This window comes from Streptomyces sp. NRRL F-5727 (assembly GCF_000719555.1).
GTDB lineage: Bacteria > Actinomycetota > Actinomycetes > Streptomycetales > Streptomycetaceae > Streptomyces.
Genome location: NZ_JOGX01000053.1, coordinates 59270 through 75870 on the forward strand (window position 1 = coordinate 59270; position 16601 = coordinate 75870).

General features: G+C 72.5%; 18 protein-coding genes and 1 pseudogene. 8 read left to right on the forward strand and 11 right to left on the reverse strand.

Annotation, left to right across the window (positions count from 1 at the left end; all coding sequences use genetic code 11):
- The first annotated feature begins 118 nt into the window (after positions 1-118).
- Together IF73_RS0128410 and IF73_RS0128415 are read left to right on the forward strand one after the other, a co-directional pair.
- The gene (locus tag IF73_RS0128410; RefSeq protein WP_031013088.1) at positions 119-631 is read left to right on the forward strand and encodes a hypothetical protein; all 513 of its coding nucleotides are present in this window, start codon (positions 119-121) and stop codon (positions 629-631) included.
- Positions 632-964: 333 nt separating this feature from the next.
- Complete coding sequence (locus IF73_RS0128415; protein WP_031013090.1) at positions 965-1237, forward strand: chaplin; 273 nt, start codon at positions 965-967, stop codon at positions 1235-1237.
- Between the two features lie 78 nt (positions 1238-1315).
- Here the strand turns inward: IF73_RS0128415 and IF73_RS0128420 are convergent, their stop codons facing one another.
- Both IF73_RS0128420 and IF73_RS0128425 read right to left on the reverse strand, forming a co-directional pair.
- Complete coding sequence (locus tag IF73_RS0128420) at positions 1316-2182, reverse strand: tyrosinase family protein (RefSeq protein ID WP_031013092.1); 867 nt, start codon at positions 2180-2182, stop codon at positions 1316-1318.
- Complete coding sequence (locus IF73_RS0128425) at positions 2166-2561, reverse strand: tyrosinase family oxidase copper chaperone (RefSeq protein ID WP_031013094.1); 396 nt, start codon at positions 2559-2561, stop codon at positions 2166-2168. Before IF73_RS0128425 ends, IF73_RS0128420 begins: the two co-directional genes overlap by 17 nt.
- A gap of 150 nt (positions 2562-2711) precedes the next feature.
- On the opposite strand from IF73_RS0128425, the gene IF73_RS0128430 reads away from it, so the two are divergent.
- The 3 genes from IF73_RS0128430 to IF73_RS0128440 are packed head-to-tail and all read left to right on the forward strand — an operon-like array spanning position 2712 to position 4910.
- Positions 2712-3215 (forward strand): DUF5949 family protein, encoded by a 504-nt coding sequence (locus IF73_RS0128430; RefSeq protein ID WP_031013096.1) that lies wholly within the window; start codon positions 2712-2714, stop codon positions 3213-3215.
- 17 nt (positions 3216-3232) lie between these two features.
- Complete coding sequence (locus IF73_RS0128435) at positions 3233-3892, forward strand: vitamin K epoxide reductase family protein (protein ID WP_031013098.1); 660 nt, start codon at positions 3233-3235, stop codon at positions 3890-3892.
- 1 nt (position 3893) lies between these two features.
- Complete coding sequence (locus IF73_RS0128440; protein WP_031013099.1) at positions 3894-4910, forward strand: glycoside hydrolase family 26 protein; 1017 nt, start codon at positions 3894-3896, stop codon at positions 4908-4910.
- Here IF73_RS0128440 and IF73_RS0128445 read toward each other — a convergent pair.
- Positions 4876-5472, reverse strand: a complete 597-nt coding sequence (locus IF73_RS0128445; protein ID WP_051717397.1) for a TetR family transcriptional regulator — start codon at positions 5470-5472, stop codon at positions 4876-4878. The two genes, IF73_RS0128440 and IF73_RS0128445, sit on opposite strands and share 35 nt — an antisense overlap.
- 17 nt (positions 5473-5489) lie before the next feature.
- Complete coding sequence (gene trhA, locus IF73_RS0128450) at positions 5490-6188, reverse strand: PAQR family membrane homeostasis protein TrhA (RefSeq protein ID WP_031013100.1); 699 nt, start codon at positions 6186-6188, stop codon at positions 5490-5492.
- A gap of 198 nt (positions 6189-6386) precedes the next feature.
- Between trhA and IF73_RS0128455 the strand changes: the two genes are divergently transcribed.
- Positions 6387-8204 carry a phosphoenolpyruvate carboxykinase (GTP) gene (locus IF73_RS0128455; protein ID WP_031013102.1) on the forward strand — a complete coding sequence of 606 codons (1818 nt, stop codon included), beginning with the start codon at positions 6387-6389 and terminating at the stop codon, positions 8202-8204.
- Positions 8205-8338: 134 nt separating this feature from the next.
- On the opposite strand, the gene IF73_RS0128460 is transcribed toward IF73_RS0128455, so the two are convergent.
- From IF73_RS0128460 to IF73_RS0128490, 7 genes are all read right to left on the reverse strand, one after another.
- On the reverse strand, positions 8339-9271 hold the full coding sequence (locus tag IF73_RS0128460; RefSeq protein ID WP_031013104.1) for a poly-gamma-glutamate hydrolase family protein: 933 nt from the start codon (positions 9269-9271) through the stop codon (positions 8339-8341).
- Positions 9272-9288: 17 nt separating this feature from the next.
- Complete coding sequence (locus tag IF73_RS0128465) at positions 9289-9879, reverse strand: hypothetical protein (RefSeq protein WP_031013106.1); 591 nt, start codon at positions 9877-9879, stop codon at positions 9289-9291.
- Complete coding sequence (locus IF73_RS0128470; protein ID WP_031013108.1) at positions 9866-11470, reverse strand: substrate-binding and vWA domain-containing protein; 1605 nt, start codon at positions 11468-11470, stop codon at positions 9866-9868. The genes IF73_RS0128465 and IF73_RS0128470 overlap by 14 nt, the downstream gene beginning before the upstream one ends.
- On the reverse strand, positions 11467-12723 hold the full coding sequence (locus tag IF73_RS0128475) for a toxic anion resistance protein (protein ID WP_234338367.1): 1257 nt from the start codon (positions 12721-12723) through the stop codon (positions 11467-11469). Before IF73_RS0128475 ends, IF73_RS0128470 begins: the two co-directional genes overlap by 4 nt.
- A complete protein-coding gene (locus tag IF73_RS0128480; RefSeq protein WP_031013112.1) occupies positions 12720-13844 on the reverse strand; it encodes a hypothetical protein in 1125 nt (374 codons plus the stop codon). Before IF73_RS0128480 ends, IF73_RS0128475 begins: the two co-directional genes overlap by 4 nt.
- 133 nt (positions 13845-13977) lie before the next feature.
- On the reverse strand, positions 13978-14367 hold the full coding sequence (locus IF73_RS0128485) for a hypothetical protein (protein ID WP_031013113.1): 390 nt from the start codon (positions 14365-14367) through the stop codon (positions 13978-13980).
- Positions 14368-14477: 110 nt separating this feature from the next.
- Entirely contained in the window at positions 14478-15689 is a 1212-nt protein-coding gene (locus IF73_RS0128490; protein WP_031013115.1) for a pyridoxal phosphate-dependent aminotransferase, read from the reverse strand.
- 145 nt (positions 15690-15834) lie between these two features.
- Between IF73_RS0128490 and IF73_RS0128495 the strand changes: the two genes are divergently transcribed.
- Positions 15835-16305 carry a hypothetical protein gene (locus IF73_RS0128495; RefSeq protein ID WP_031013117.1) on the forward strand — a complete coding sequence of 157 codons (471 nt, stop codon included), beginning with the start codon at positions 15835-15837 and terminating at the stop codon, positions 16303-16305.
- Positions 16302-16601, forward strand: a pseudogene (locus IF73_RS0128500) (hypothetical protein); the annotation flags it as partial. The gene IF73_RS0128495 and the pseudogene IF73_RS0128500, both read left to right, overlap by 4 nt.

Here is a 16601-nt window from a genome sequence, read left to right on the forward strand (position 1 = left end):
GAGCCGTGCTGACGTGACGTCAACAGGGGCCCTCACCCTCACCGGTGGGGGCCCCTGGCGTTGCTGCACACGGGGGAACCACGCGCGACGTTTCGGCCGACGGGCTCGTTCACACGGCATGACTCTGCGCTCTCAGGCCGGCATGGGCCTTCTCATGACCGCGCTCGCCTCCGCCGCCATGGCCGTCCCGGCCTCCGCCGTCGAGGCCCCCGTGGTGGTTCCCCTCCAGGGCCTCGAACCGGTCCTGCCGATGGACGCCCCCACCATCGCGACCGGCGTCCCGGTACCGGTGCCCGGTGCGCCGACCGGCTTCCAGAAGGGCCTCGGCGCGCTGCCCGACGTGACCCTGCCGAGCGTCCCGCTCACCGGCACCCTGCCCAGGACCCTCGTGGACGCCCCGCTCCCCGAGCTCCTGGAGGGCAGCGAGCCCGGCCGCGCGCTCTTCTCCACCCCGCACTCCGAGATGGCGGCCGCCACCCCCGGCGCCGTCCTCGGCAACCCCGTCGAGGCGCCGCAGGGCAACGGCCTCGCCGGACTGCCCGACCTCGCCCCGCCGCAGCTCGGTCTCGTCAGCCCCACGCTCAGCGGCGCCCTCGACTCCCAGCTCGGCCTCGCCCCCGGCCGCGACTGACCCCCCACCCTCTCCCACGCCCCATTTCGGAATTCCGTACGAACGCGGTCCGCGCGGGTGAAGACACGATTCTTCCCCGCTACCGCACGGGCTTCTCGTCGTTGCACCGGAAGGCTTGTCGCATGGCCGCGGCCCGCGGTCCGGTGTGCCGCCCGTCGTATCCGACGGCGGGGGGACATCGGACCGCGGGCCATCATTTCGCCCGCTCCCGCGGGCTTTTCCGATTTCCCGCTCCCGTTCGGCCCAAAGGCCGTGACCCGGCCCGTGGTACGGCGTTGAACGGAAGTGACGGCCGTGATCCCTGCGGTCGCTCGACCCATCCAAGGAGTTCTGATGTCTCGCATCGCCAAGGCTGCCGCCGTTCTGGCCGGCACCGGTGCCGTTGCCCTCACCGGAGCCGGCCTGGCCGTCGCCGACTCGGGCGCCGAGGCCGTCGCCGCCCACTCGCCCGGCGTCGTCTCCGGCAACGTCGTCCAGGTGCCGGTGCACGTCCCGGTCAACGTCTGCGGCAACACCGTCAACGTGATCGGCCTGCTGAACCCGGCCTTCGGCAACAGCTGCGCCAACATCGACACCCCGAGCGACAACGGCGGCTACGGCGGCTGATCCGCCCCCGGCCCCCACGGGCGTCCCCCCGTCCCCACCAGGGCCGGGGGGACGCCCATGTCCGGGACCGCCGCCCCGTCAGGCGTACCGGTAGATCAGACTGTGGTCGAACATCTCCGCCGGCGTCACGCCCCACGGCGCCATCGGCTGGTGCCGGGCGACCACCTTGCGGTACTGGGAGTCGCCCAGCGGCGGCGGCTCCGCCGGCAGGTACCCGGCCCCCGGATTGCGCTGCTGCCACCGCGACCACACCAGGTCCACGAAGGAGTGGTGCAGCCAGAACACCGGATCGTTCACCGAGCCGCCGCCCAGCATCAGGCCGCCCACCCAGCGGTGCACCCGGTTGTGGATCCGGAACCGCTCGTTGCCCGTGCCCGACGCCCACCCCTCCAGACGGTTGCGGAAACCCGACGGGCTGGTCGAGTTCCACGGGGCCGTGTCGTACGTCCGCTCCCGCATCACCTCGTCCAGCTGCGCCGCCGTCGGCAGCGCCACCGGATCCCGCGGACGGCCGAAGTCCCTGGTCAGATACGTGATCTCGGTCATCGCGTGCCTCACCGGCCACCGCCCCTTGGCGTGGGCGAAGGGGCCGGTGGTCACCTGGAGGTCCGAACGGCGGCCGTTGCCGCCCATGAAGTCCTCCGCCCAGAGCGAGGACGCCGGGGTGTTGTCCCGGGTCCAGTCCCAGTACGGGACCGTCACCGACGCGTCGATCCGGCGCAGCGCCCGCTCGAACTCCAGCAGGAACTTCCGGTGCCAGGGCAGGAAGCTCGGCGCCATGTGGGCCGTCCGCAGCCGGCCGGCGCCGTCGGCCACGTAATGGTCGATGTGCATCCGGACGAACTCGTCGTACGTGCCGCGGCGCTTCAGTTCGAGCACCGCGGCCACGAACCTGCGGCGCTCCGTCGTCGTCAGATCGCGCTGGTTCTTACGCGTGTACACCACGCGGGTTCCCTCCCGTCGGGTCGGAGTGGAGGCCGTGCCCCGCCGCGTACCGGGAGAGCGGGGCCGACCCCGCGGCGTCCACGGCCGCGCGGGTGGCGGCGAGCGGGGTCGGGCAGGACTCGTAGTGGTCGAGCGGGCTCACCCAGCCGCCGTCGGCGCACCGCATCAGATGCAGCGGCCGGCCGTCCACCAGGGCCACCGGCTCGCCCCCCGGCCCGGTGAGCCCCCGGATCCGGCGGCCGGCGTACATCTCGTCGAAGGCGTACGGGTCCGCAGCCCGGGGGGAGCGGGCGGCGATCCGGCCGAGGGCGCCGCCCGTGGCGGCGGTGACGGCCAGCGCGAACAGGGACCGGAGGGCGACACGGCGCGGGAAAGGCATCGGCGATCTCCTGGCGTCGACAAGGGGGCCTCAGGGCACAACGATGAAAACCCGTGTTCGTTGCGGCCGGGAGTTCGAGCGGGGGAATGTCGGCCGGATGAGTGAATTCGGTACGGGGAAAGGGTGGTTGCCCCACTAGCATCCCTTTCCATGACCACTCCCCACGTCCTTTCCGAGGCGCGCAGCGTCTCTCCGCTGGGCACGCTCACGGTGATTCCCTGGTCCAGCGAGGCCACCGCCGACTCCGCCGGCACGCCGTTCCTCATGGCGTATTCGCTGGGCGACGGCCGCGACGGACCGGAGGCCGGTCAGCAGGCGCTGCGCGCGGCCCTGGAGGCCATGGGCCTCTCCGTCGGCGACCGCCTCTTCGACCTGGAGAAGGACGCCGGGATCAGCGCCACGCTGCTCGTCGAGGCCGGCACCGCGGTGCTCACCCTGCCCTTCCTGAAGGTGCAGTGCCCGGTGCCCGCCGAGTGGCAGGCGGCGGCCGCCGAGAGCGGCAAGGTCTACTTCCTCTGCTCGGTGCGCCCCTGGGCCGAGGGCGTCCCCGGGCAGCCCGTGGACGAGGACCGGCTGCGCGCCTTCGTCTCCGACGAGGCGGTGCTCGCGGAGTGCGCCCACGTCATGCTGCCGGTCCGGCGCGTGCAGGGCTGAACGGAAGGGGCGGCGCGATGACGACGCTCGGGGTACGCGGCGGTGTACCGGGACAGCGGCAGGAGGACGGCGCGGCGGAGGCCGGCCGGCGGCAGGACGGGACGATCGGCGCGAGCCGGGCGCTCGGCCTGCTGCTGGTCGTCACCGGCGCGGCCGGGATCCTGGCCGCGTGGGTGATCACGACCGACAAGTTCAGGCTCCTGGAGGACCCGGGCTTCCAGCCGGGGTGCAGCCTGAACCCGGTGGTGTCCTGCGGGAACATCATGAAGAGCGAGCAGGCGTCGGTCTTCGGCTTCCCCAACCCGATGCTCGGCCTCGTCACGTACGGCGTCGTCGTCGCCATCGGCGCCGGGCTCCTCGCCGGGGCCCGGTACCGCGGCTGGTTCTGGCTCGGGCTCAACGGCGGGATGCTCTTCGGCGTCGGCTTCTGCACCTGGCTGATGCAGCAGTCGCTGTACGAGATCAACGCGCTCTGCCTGTGGTGCTGCCTCGCCTGGGCCGCGACGATCACCATGTTCTGGTACGTCACCGCGCACAACGTGCGCACCGGGGTGCTGCCCGCGCCGGCGGCGGTCCGCGGCTTCCTCGGCGACTTCACCTTCGCCCTGCCCGTCCTGCACCTCGGGATCATCGGGATGCTGATCCTGACCCGCTGGTGGGACTTCTGGACCGGCTGAGGTGAGCCGACCGCCCGTCCGGCCGTGGGCCGCACTCCTGGTGCTGCTCGCGGCCGTTCTCGCGCTGCTGCTGGTGCCCGGGCGGCTCGCGCCCGGCGAACGGCACACCGGGACCGGTGCCGCGCCCGAGCCCGTACCGCTGCCGCAGGTGCCGTCCGGCTTCTTCACCGGCTCCGACGCGGAGGGGGTGCGGCGGATCTCCGGGGTGGAGCGCTGGCTGGGCGGCGGCGAGCTGCGGGTCGGGCACACCTATCTGCCGGGGGACCGGTGGACCAACATCGAGGGGCATCCGGCGCTCTTCGCGCCCTGGGCGCGGTGGAAGGCGGAGCGGCCCGGGCGGCTCTTCGTGCTGAACGTGCCGATGATGGACCGCAACGAGGCCGGACTGAGCGACGCGGAGGTCCGGGACGGACTGCGGCGCGGCGCGGCCGGCGCCTTCGACGGGCACTTCAGGACCCTCGGCGAGCGGCTGGTGGAGCACCGACTCGGCGACGCGGTCCTGGTCCTCGGCTGGGAGATGAACGGCACCACCTACGGGCACCGCTGCGGGCCGGACCCGGCGGCCTGGAAGGCGTACTGGCGGTCGGCGGTCACCGCGCTGCGCGGGGTGCCGGGGCAGCGCTTCCGCTTCGACTTCACGCCGAGCCGGGGGCGGGACGCGGTGCCGTGGCCGGAGTGCTACCCCGGGGACGACGTCGTCGACATCATCGGGATGGACGCCTACGACCAGCCCGAGGGGGTCTCCTTCGAGGAGCAGGTGAGCGAGGAGTACGGGCTCGCGCACCACGTGGCCTTCGCGAAGGCGCACGGCAAGCCGGTCTCGTACCCGGAGTGGGGGCTCTTCAGGAACGGGGACAACCCGGCGTACGTGCGGGGGATGCTCGACTGGTTCGCCGCCTACCGGCCCGTCTACCAGACGGTGACCGACTACTGCCCGCACGGGGTGTGGGGGTGTGCGGACAACCCGCGGTCGGCCGAGGTGGTCAGGGGCGCGCTGGGAGCGCCGGGCCGGCCTTGAGGGTGTCGACCGTGCGGTGCATCAGGGCCATGAGGTCCTCGGTGTGGCCGCGCTCGGCCCAGTAGAGGGTGGCCTCGCGGAGCGCGCCGAGGACGGCCGCGGTGAAGACCCGTACCTCCAGGTCGTCGGGGGCGCGGCCGGTGCGGTCGGCGAGGGCGCGGGCGAGCCGGCGGCCGGTCTCGGCGGTGGTCTCGGTGAGCCGGGCGCGGACGGCGGGGGTGCCGGCCATCAGCCGGGCGCGCAGCCGGATCTCCTCCGGGTCGGCCGCCAGGGCGGTGCCGACGGCCTCGGTGAGGACCGCGCGGAGCGACTCGAGGGGGTCCTCGCCGGCGGGGCGGGCGCGCAGCAGGGCTTCGAGCCGGTCGTCGGAGTCGTCCGTGAGGACGATGTCCTCGCGGACGGGGAAGTAGCGGACGACGGTGGAGGGGGAGACCTCGGCCTCGGCGGCGATGCGCTCGACGGTGGCCGCCTCCCAGCCGTGGGAGGCGGCGATCGCCCGCGCGGCCCGGCGGATCGCCGCGCGGGTCCGCTCCTTCTTCCGTTCCCTCAGGCCCGTGGTCATGGGTCCATTCTGCCTGGTCAGGACTGGTAGGCGACCAGGGAGATGCCGACGTAGTGGACGATGAAGGCGGCGAGGGTGAGGGAGTGGAAGACCTCGTGGAAGCCGAACCAGCGGGGTGACGGGTTCGGGCGCTTGATGCCGTAGATGATGCCGCCGGCGCTGTAGAGGAGACCGCCGACGATCACCAGGACCAGGACGGCGATGCCGCCGGTCCGCATGAAGTCGGGGAGGAAGAAGACGGCGGCCCAGCCCATCGCGATGTAGCAGGGGGTGTAGAGCCAGCGGGGGGCGCCGACCCAGAAGACGCGGAAGGCGATGCCGGCGGCCGCGGCGACCCAGACCGCCCACATGAGCGGCTTCGCGGTGGAGTCCGGGAGCAGCAGCAGGGTGAGCGGGGTGTAGGTGCCCGCGATGATCAGGAAGATGTTGGCGTGGTCGAGGCGGCGCAGCACCGCCTCGCCGCGCGGCCCCCAGTCGCCCCGGTGGTAGAGCGCGCTGATGCCGAAGAGCAGACACGCGGTCAGCACGTAGATCCCGCAGGCGATACGGGCGCGCGGGGTCTCGGAGAGGGCGACCAGGACCAGACCCGCGACGATCACGGCGGGGAACATGCCCGCGTGCAGCCAGCCTCTCAGCCGTGGCTTCAGCGGGAGCGACGGGGCCTGGGCGATCGGATCGGGCTCGACCGGTGTCACTTCCGGTGTGGCTGCAGTCATGACACGGAATCGTACCTACGCGCCCGTAGGTCGTGGATATGAGTGGCGATGCTCACGTGTGCACCCCCCTGGACATATGGGCGTTTGCAGCGGATGATCAAATGAGTGCGGTCGGCACCGGATGAGCAGCTACGACGCATCCGGGTCGCAGCCCCCACGGGGCATACAGCGGAATACACCCCTCTACAAGGAGCAATCGTGGCGCGCGACAACGCGGCTCCCCTTCCCACCCAGCACCAGGAGCTCGTCTCCTGGGTGAACGAGATCGCCGAGATCACCCAGCCGGACAGCATCGTCTGGTGCGACGGCTCCGAGGCCGAGTACGAGCGCCTCTGCGAGGAGCTGGTCGCCAAGGGCACGTTCACGAAGCTCGACCCGGTGAAGCGCCCGAACTCGTACTACGCCGCCTCCGACCCGACCGACGTCGCCCGCGTCGAGGACCGCACCTTCATCTGCTCCGAGAAGGAGGAGGACGCCGGCCCGACCAACCACTGGAAGGCCCCGGCCGAGATGAAGGAGCTCTTCGCGGGCTCCGAGGGCATCTTCCGCGGGTCGATGAAGGGCCGGACCATGTACGTGGTCCCCTTCTGCATGGGCCCGGTCGGCTCCCCGCTCTCCGCCATCGGCGTCGAGATCACCGACTCCGCGTACGTCGCGGTCTCCATGCGCACCATGACCCGCATGGGCCAGGCCGTCCTCGACGAGCTCGGCACCGACGGCTTCTTCGTGAAGGCCGTCCACACCCTCGGCGCCCCCCTCGCGGAGGGCCAGGAGGACGTGCCGTGGCCGTGCAACTCCACCAAGTACATCTCGCACTTCCCGGAGACCCGCGAGATCTGGTCGTACGGCTCCGGCTACGGCGGCAACGCGCTCCTCGGCAAGAAGTGCTACGCGCTGCGCATCGCCTCCGTCATGGCCCGTGACGAGGGCTGGCTCGCCGAGCACATGCTCATCCTCAAGCTCACCCCGCCGCAGGGCGAGGCCAAGTACGTGGCCGCCGCCTTCCCGTCGGCCTGCGGCAAGACCAACCTCGCCATGCTGGAGCCGACCATCCCCGGCTGGACCGTGGAGACCATCGGCGACGACATCGCCTGGATGCGCTTCGGCGAGGACGGCCGCCTCTACGCCATCAACCCCGAGGCCGGCTTCTTCGGCGTCGCGCCCGGCACCGGTGAGCACACCAACGCCAACGCGATGAAGACCCTCTGGGGCAACTCCGTCTTCACCAACGTCGCCCTCACCGACGACGGCGACGTGTGGTGGGAGGGCATGACCGAGACGGCGCCCGCGCACCTCACGGACTGGAAGGGCAACGACTGGACGCCCGCGTCCGAGACCCCGGCCGCCCACCCGAACGCCCGCTTCACCGTCCCGGCCGCCCAGTGCCCGACGATCGCCCCCGAGTGGGAGGACCCCCAGGGCGTCCCGATCTCCGCGATCCTCTTCGGCGGCCGCCGCGCCTCCGCCGTCCCGCTGGTCACCGAGTCCTTCGACTGGAACCACGGTGTCTTCCTCGGCGCCAACGTGGCCTCCGAGAAGACCGCCGCCGCCGAGGGCAAGGTCGGCGAGCTGCGCCGCGACCCCTTCGCCATGCTGCCGTTCTGCGGCTACAACATGGGCGACTACATGGCCCACTGGGTCAAGGTCGGCGCGACCGCGGACGCCGCGAAGCTGCCGAAGATCTACTACGTGAACTGGTTCCGCAAGAACGACGCCGGCAAGTTCGTCTGGCCCGGCTTCGGCGAGAACAGCCGCGTCCTGAAGTGGATCGTCGAGCGCCTCGACGGCAGGGCCGAGGGCGTCGAGACCCCGATCGGCGTCCTGCCGACCAGGGAGGCCCTGGACACCGACGGCCTGGACCTGGCCGAGGAGGACCTGGACTTCCTGCTCACCGTCGACAAGGACGTCTGGCGCGAGGAGGCCGCCCTGGTCCCCGCGCACCTGGAGACCTTCGGCAGCCACACGCCGAAGGAGCTGTGGGACGAGTACAACGCGCTCGTGGAGCGCCTCGGCTAGTCCCTTCGAGACTCGTGGTGGGCTGCCCCGAAACACCGCCCTGACCAGTGGGGTCACGACGGTCCATCACGACGCAACCGGCCCCCGGAGCCCCCTCAGGCTCCGGGGGCCGGCGCACGTCCGGGCTCCGGCCGTCAGAGGATCGGCTGGGTGGCCTCGACGGTCGCGACGGCACGGCGGCAGGCGTCACGGAACGCCTCGAACCGGCCGCCCGACTGGTTCCACGTGGTCGCGCGGCCCGAGCGGGAGTCGTAGTCGCCGAAGAGGCTCGCGCGCAGCTCGCCCGTCAGCTCCAGCTGGGCACCCATGCCGAGCATCGTGAGGTTGCACGGGTTGGTGACGTGGCTGCCGTTGAACTCGCCGAGCGTCGAGGAGTACTTGGAGTTGTAGGCGTCGACGGCCTGGAAGCCCGCGTTCTTGATCTCGGTCACCAGGGCTGCGCGGAAGGCGGGGTTGAGGCCGCCGACGACGGCGACGGCGCGGTTGCCGGTCGTCGGGAACTCGCTCGTGGGCAGCTTGATCTGGTCGAACGTGCAGCCGTGCAGCGACAGCACGTTGAAGTGGCTCCTGGCCAGGGACAGGGCGATGTGGTCGTCACAGTTCTTCGAGGTGACGTGCAGCGCCTTGTTGCCCTCGGAGAGCAGGCCCTCGAACAGGAAGTAGTCGTACGTCGTCGGCAGGATCGCCGGGGCCGGGAGGTTGTCGGCGCCCACGAGGTCACCCGGGTCGTAGCCGGCGATGCCCAGGGCCAGCTCGCTGGTGCCCTTCTCGATGCCGCCGCCGTGCAGGGCGAGGATCGCGGTGCGCGCGTAGTCGCTCTTCTCGCTCAGCTTGACGTCGAATCTGTCGTGACGGCGCCAGCGGCGACCGTACTGGTTGCCCTCGACGAGATCCGGGTCCTTGTACAGCGCGGTGTTCGAGGGGTACTCGGTCGTCGAGTTCGGGTCGAACGCGGCGGCGGGCGTGGCGGCGGCCAGCTGGCCGATGAGGGGGGCGCCGGCGGCAGCGGCGGCGGCGAAGGCCGTCAGGACCGTACGACGGGAGGCGGTGTGATCAGAAGATGTCATGGGCGGAAGATAGCTGATCAGCGGCCGCGTTCTTCCAGGTAGCGGGTGTGCGCCTGCTGGCGCAGCTCCTCCGCTTCCTGCAGGGCGCCCGCGATCGCGGCCGCCTCCTCGTGCAGCGCCGAGAGCTGGCGCACCAGATGGCGCTCCGGCGGCTCCGTGCCCGGCGTGACCCGCGACCACCAGCGGGTCCGTACGAAGGCGTCGACCGCCTCCGGCACGTCCTGCCGCACCGCGCGGGCCAGCACGTGGAGGTGGTCCGGGTCGCTGACCCAGCCGGGTTCGAGCAGCGCCTCGCACAGCGCGTCCAGCTCGTCGAGCCGTTCCCGCGCCGCCTCCGGCAGCTCCACCTCGGCCAGGTACTCCCGCAGGGTGGCGTGGTCCGCGCGCAGCGACTCCAGCTGCTCGTCGGCGCTCGGGAAGTCCGGGGCGTCGGGCCGCTCCGGCGGGGCGATCAGCGCGCCCGCCGCGTACAGGCCGATCACCACCAGCGGCCACAGGCCGCCGGCCGCGCCGGTGAGGCCGATGCCGAGGCCGGCCAGGCCGCAGACGCAGCCGGTGAGGTTCTTGCGGGACTCCGCGTAGCGGAGCACGGGGTTACTGGTAGCCACGGATCTCCTCGAAGGCGCCGTCGAGGGAGCCCTGCGCCGCCTCGAAGAGCTTGCCGCCGGTCAGTTCCGCGATGTGCTCCAGCTCGGCCCGGTCGGAGTCGCCGAAGAGGACCGGGAAGACCGGGGTGCGCTGCTGTTCGGCGGGCAGGCCGCGGAAGAAGGCGTCGAACTCGCCGGCCGCCATCCCGTCGGTGTTCTCCCCGTCCGTCATGAGCACCACCGAGGTGAAGGTGTCGCGGGGCGCGGCGCCCAGGCTGCGGTACGCCTCGGTGAGGCTGGAGTAGACCGCGGTGCCGCCGGAGGCGGTGAGCCGCCCGGCGTCGGCGCGGATGGCGTCCCTGGCCTTCGCCGGGTCCTTCGGGTCCACCGTGTACGTGCGCACCTCGCCGGTCTTCACGGCGCTGCCGAACGGCATCAGGGTCACCTCCTCGCGGTCCCGGAAGTCTCCGGTCAGCTCGGCGAGCGCCTCCTTCAGCCGGGCCAGCCGCTCGCCGGCCATCGACCCGGAGGTGTCCAGGACGTAGACCGTGCGGGAGGGCCTGCGGAGGGTGTTGTCGTACGCGTCGAGCAGGCCGTCGGCGACCGACCGGCTGCCGGGGAAGGGCAGCTCGCGCCGCAGGTCCCGGTCGAGCCGGGGCGCGGGGGCCACGCCGGCGACCACCGGGCGGCGCAGGGTCGTCTCGGTGATGCGGCGCTGCGCCTCCGGGGTGCGGAGGTAGGTGGTGAGCCGCTGGGCGGACTCCTTCGCCCCGGCGGGGGCGGCGGTGAGCAGGGTGAGCGGGTAGTCGGCGGTGACCACGCCGTCGGAGGGGCGGATCACGGTGAGCGGGCCGGGCGAGGACAGCAGCACCGACTCGTAGTTGACGAGCGCGTCGACGTCGGTGCGGCGGCCGTAGGCGGTGGCGAGCCAGCCGGAGGAGCCCGAGGTGAGCTTCTGGCCGGTGAAGAACTCCCGCAGCTTCGGCGTCGCCTTCTCGACGTCCCGCTCGCTGAGCGCGGACTGCGCGCCGGAGAGGCCGGAGGCGACCGAGACGAGCGCGGAGAAGCCGGAGTTGGACCGCTTCGGGTCGGTCATGCCGTAGGTCAGCCGGCCGGCGGCGACCGCCTGGTGGAGCTGCGACCAGGTGACCTTCTTCGGGTCCCAGCCGAGCCGCGTGACGACCTCGGGGCGGACGCCGAGCGCCACCGGGGAGGTCATCACGGGGGTCTCGTTGGTGATCCGGCCGGCGGTGTCGGGGCGGAGCCTGAGGTAGTCGTTGGAGGAGAGCCAGACGGCGTCGTACTCCTTCTCGGCCCGGCCGGAGGCGATCTGCTCGACGGCGTCGAGGGTGCCCGCGTAGGTGGTGCGGACGGTGACGCCGGTGGCCTTGCGGGCCTCCTCCAGGACCGGGGCCATGTCGGCGAGTTCGGAGGAGGCGAGGACCCGGAGGGTGCCGGGGGCGGCGGGCGCGGTCGGGTCGCTCTTCGGGCGGCCCGACCCCTGGCCTCCGGTGGAGCCGTCCGGGGTCGAGCAGGACGCGGCGGTGGTGGTGAGGGCGAGGCCGAGGGCGAGGGCGGCGAGCAGCCGGGCCGTGGTGGGGCGGGGTCTCATGCCGGGGTGCCGCCTTCCGGTGCGCCGGTGCGGCGGCTGCGGTCCACGTGGGCGCTCGCTTCCTGGAGTTCGCCGGTGAGGGAGGAGACGGTCGCGGCCATCGCCTCGGTCGCCTGGACCTTGTACGTGTCGATGGCGTCGAGGGTGCGGTAGATCTGCTGGAAGGCGGTGCGCAGGGTCTCGGCGCCGACGGCCGGGTCGGCGGCGATCCGCTGGATCTCGCCGGCCTGGGTGGAGAGCATCTCGGCGTTGCCGCGGATGAGGCCCTCGGTGGTCGACCGGAGCACGTCGACCTGTTCGGTGACCTTGCGCTGGTTCTCCAGGGCGGAGGCGAGCATGACCGCGATCCGCAGCGCCGACAGGGTCGTCGTCGCGGCCCGGTCGACGCCCTTGACCAGTTCGTCGTTGTTCCGCCGGACCACGTCCATGGCGAGGTATCCCTGGGCGCAGACGGCGAGTTGGGTGAGCAGGTCCTGGTGCTTCTGGCGGACCGGGAAGAGGACGTCGGCGCGGAGCGCGTCGGCCTGGGCCGGGTCGTGGGTGCCGGCGATCCGCTGCTCGACGGCCGCGTCGAGGGCCTCGGTGAGGACGGCGAACTCCTGGAGCTTGCCCATGGTCTCCCAGAGCCGGGCCCGCTCGGTCTGCAGTGCGGCGTTGTCGCGGCGGAGCTCGTCCTGGCCGCCGCGGAGCGAGCCGACGATGCGGTGGAGGGTGGCCTGGGAGGAGGCGTACCGGGCGACGTGGTCGCGGAACCGGTTGCCGCCGGGCAGCTTCGACAGGAGACCCTTGAGGCCCTTGCCGGGGGTGTCCCGGGGGTCCAGGTCCTCGACCGTGCGCCGGAGTTCGACGAGGGAGGAGCCGACGCGGGCGGAGGCGTCGCCGCCGCCCTGGCCGAGCGAGCGGACGGTGCGGTCCATCATCCGGTTCGACTGCTGGGCGGCGGCCCGCATCTCGCCGGAGCCGAGGGCGACGATCTCGCCGATGCGGCCGGCGAACTCCGGGGAGCGCGGGTCGAGTCCGGCGAGCGAGCCGACGTACTCCTCGGCCCGGCGGGACATCTCCGCGCGCACCGCGTCGTCCAGCGGCACCAGCCCCGCGGCCTGTTCGGCGCGGACGACGGGGGCGGGCCCGGGCGGGGTGAGGACGAGCGGGGTGTCGTGCTCGGGCGGGGTGAGGACGAAGGTCGACTCCGGCGCCTCGGCGTACGGGTTCCGCGGCTGCCCGCCGGCGCGCGGGTCGGTGTGCTCGGTCATGCGGTGTCCCCCTGGTCACGGGCCCGCCGCGCCATGTCGCGCAGCACCGCGCCGGTGGGCACGGGCGCCTGGCGGACCCCGGTCAGTGTCTGGTTGAGGTATGCGCCGTGCGGGGCGGTGGCCTCGGTGAACTCGGGCGCGGCGCCCTGCGGCCGGAAGCCGTGCCGGACGGCGAGGCGGCGCAGCTCCGGGTCCTCGGAGAGCAGCCGGCCCAGCTCCTTGCCGCCCTCGGTGAGCGGGACGAGGGTGTGGTCGCTGTTGACGGTGGTGTCCGGGTAGAGGACGACGAGGTCGCCCATGGGGTGGCCGGCGAGGAGCTGGGAGGCGACCTGGGACTCGTAGACGAGGACCAGGGGGTTGCCGACGCCGCTCACGAAGTCCCGGAAGGGGGCGTCGGAGCCGGTCTGCTGGGCGCCCTGCACCTGGGTGAGCTTGCGCAGCAGCGGGGCGGTGCGGCCGACGGCCTCCTTGCCGTCGGCGACCCGGCCGCCGTCGGCGACGTAGCTCGCGGCGGCGAGGTAGAGCGCGCCGGAGTTGGAGGCCACCGGGTCGGTGGAGGTGATGAAGAGCGTCCCGCGCAGTTCGGCGTGCCTGTCGGCGCCCTTGAGCTGCTGCCAGCTGCGGTCGGCGCGGGCGGCGGCCAGGTAGGCGTCCATCTTCAGGATGCCGCGGGTGCCGCGGGCGGTGAGGGTGGCCAGGCCGTTGTCGGCGAGCACCCGGGCGGCGTTGCTGTGGGCGACGACCACCAGCGGCGAGTAGAAGGGGCGCAGCGGCGCGGCGGCGGCCTTGTCGGTGGCCTTGGCGCGCAGCTCGTCGGCCGGTCCCTTCGAGGACGGGAACGCGAAGTCGTATCCCTCCAGGGGGAGTTGCTCCATGTCCCAGGACCCGGAGGTCTCGGTCCGCACGGTGAGGCCCCGGGCGGCCAGGGCCTGCACGACGTCGGGGTCGGCGAAGAACTCGCTCTTCTCCGAGCCGATGACTCCTCGCACGGTCTTCGTTGCCGTGCCCTTGTCCTGATCGCCGCCCGTCACGAGGACGGCGGCCACGCCGCCGAGGAGCAGGACGGCCAGGACGATTCCGAGAATGCGTCTCACGCGGGCAGAGTGCTCGCGGAAACCCACATTCCAGGGGGAGTCAGGTGGACGGGCGGTGAAGTGCCGATCCCGGTAGTGAACCGGAGGGGAACCCGCCGGAAGGCCGGTGGGGGTGGGTGGCTCCCGGGCCGCGCGGTTCGTGCCGCGCGGCCCGGGGCCGTCAGGGGGCGGCGACCAGGGGGTCCCCGGTCAGGGCCGCGGTGTGCGCGTCCATCCGCTCGGCCGCGAGGATCGCGGCGGCGGTGTCCGCGCGGGAGGCGGCGACGACCAGGGCGCGGCCCGCCAGCGCGTGCGCCCTGCGGTGCAGCGCCTCGGGGGAGGCGCCGGTCAGCCCCGCGTGGCGGGCGGGCGGCGCGCCGCGGAGGCGGGCCACCTGCCGGGCGATCAGCTCGCCGCCCTCGCGGTCGCCGAGCTCGTCGGTCACGGCGAGCAGGGCGGCGAGGTGGCCGGCGAGCTGGATGTCCAGCTCCTCCTCGCGGGAGCGGTGCGGATAGGTGCCGGGGTCGTCGGCCGTCGTGTGGACCGACTTGGTGCGGATCGGTTCGTACATGGGGACGGCCTCCTGACTGCTCGGAGACCATCCTAGCGGCTAGTTTAGATCCTGTCTAAAGTTGTCCCAGGTCCCGATATGGCGGGGTCAGGGCTCCTGAGGGGTGGGTGTCAGGGCTGGCTGTAGCCGTCCAGGAAGCGGCCGATCCGCGTCACCGCGTCCGTGAGGTCCGCGACCGACGGCAGCGTCACGATCCGGAAGTGGTCCGGCTCGTGCCAGTTGAAGCCCGTCCCGTGCACCACCATGATCTTCTCGGCCCGCAGCAGGTCGAGGACCATCTGCCGGTCGTCCTTGACCTTGTAGACGTTCGGGTCGAGACGCGGGAACAGGTACAGCGCGCCCTTCGGCTTCACGCACGTCACGCCCGGGATCGAGGTCAGCAGCTCGTACGCCGTGTTCCGCTGCTCCAGGAGCCGGCCGCCCGGCAGGACCAGGTCCTCGATCGACTGCCGCCCCTGGAGCGCGGCGGCCACCGCGTGCTGGGCCGGCATGTTCGCGCACAGGCGCATGTTGGCGAGGATCGTCAGCCCCTCGATGTACGAGGAGGCGTGGTGCTTCGGTCCGCAGACCGCGAGCCAGCCGGAGCGGAAGCCGGCCACCCGGTAGTTCTTGCTCATCCCGTTGAAGGTGAGGCAGAGCAGGTCCGGGGCGATCGCCGCGGTTGGGGTGTGGGTGGCGCCGTCGTAGAGGATCTTGTCGTAGATCTCGTCCGAGCAGACGACGAGGCCGTGCCGGCGGGCGATCTCGGTCAGCGAGCGGAGCATCTCGTCGTCGTAGACGGCCCCGGTCGGGTTGTTCGGGTTGATGATCACGATCGCCTTGGTGCGGTCGGTGATCTTCCGCTCGATGTCGGCCAGGTCCGGCATCCAGTCCGACTGCTCGTCGCAGCGGTAGTGCACCGCCGTACCGCCCGCCAGGGAGACCGAGGCCGTCCACAGCGGGTAGTCGGGGGCCGGGACGAGGACCTCGTCGCCGTCGTCGAGCAGCGCCTGCATCGACATCTGGATGAGCTCGGAGACGCCGTTGCCGAGGTAGATGTCCTCGACGGAGAGGTGGATGCCCTTGGTCTCGTAGTGGCTCATCACCGCCCGGCGGGCGGACAGCAGGCCCTTCGCGTCGCCGTAGCCGTGCGCCTCGGAGAGGTTCCGGAGGACGTCCTCCAGGATCGCGGGCGGGCACTCGAAGCCGAAGGCGGCCGGATTTCCGGTGTTCAGCTTGAGGATGCGATGACCCGCGGCTTCGAGCCGCATCGCCTCTTCGAGCACCGGGCCGCGGATTTCGTAACAGACGTTGGCGAGCTTCGTCGACTGGATCACCTGCATGACGAGAGCTTACGGCGGGGGAGGGCCGGACGCCTCGTGTTCTCGGACACGTCGGGACGAACCCCACGGGAGTACGGGCCGGGAAATCCGTCCGGTTTGTGACTCGACTCGCACCGTTCTTACGCGCTCCCTACAATGCGCGCCCATGAGCCACCAGGACAACAGCGTCTTCGTCGACACCTCGGGGCGGCGCGGCCGCGTGATGCGGTGGGGCGCGGTCGGCGTGGGCGTCGTCTGCGTCGGCTTCCTCGGAATCGTCGTGGCGGGGATGTTCGGCGCGGGCCCGACCGGCGGCCCGCTGCCCTGGTCCGACGACGAGAAGCGGGACGCCCCGGCGCTCATCCAGCCCGACCCGGAGGCCACCCGCTCTCCGGACGGCTCGCCCACCGCCTCCACCGCGCGGCCCGCCCGCACCGGCGGCGCCACCCCGACCGCCGCGGCGTCCCCGTCGGCCGCGCCCACCACCGCCGCCACGACGCCCGCCGCGCCCCCCTCGACGACCGCGCCGACCGCCGACGCGGAGCCGGGGCCCACCGCCACCGGCGGCGCCGCCGGCGACGACACGACGCCCGGCAAGTCCGGAAACGCCCCCGGCGCCACGAAGAAGCCCCGGTGAACCGCGACCCGTACGGATACGAGCCGGAACCCTCGTCGTACGACCACACCCACGGGCACGGACACGCGTCCCCGTACGAGCAGGCGCCCCAGCCGTACGGGCAGGTCCCGCCGCCGTACGGGTACGAGCAGATACCGCCCTACGGGCAGGCGCCCCGGACGAACGAGCAGGCGCCGGCGTACGAGCCGACGCTCACGTACGAGCCGACGCCCTACGAGCCGGCGCCCAGGTACGAGCCGACACCCATGTACGAGCCGACACCCGCGTACGAGCCGATACCCGCGTACGCCCCCGAC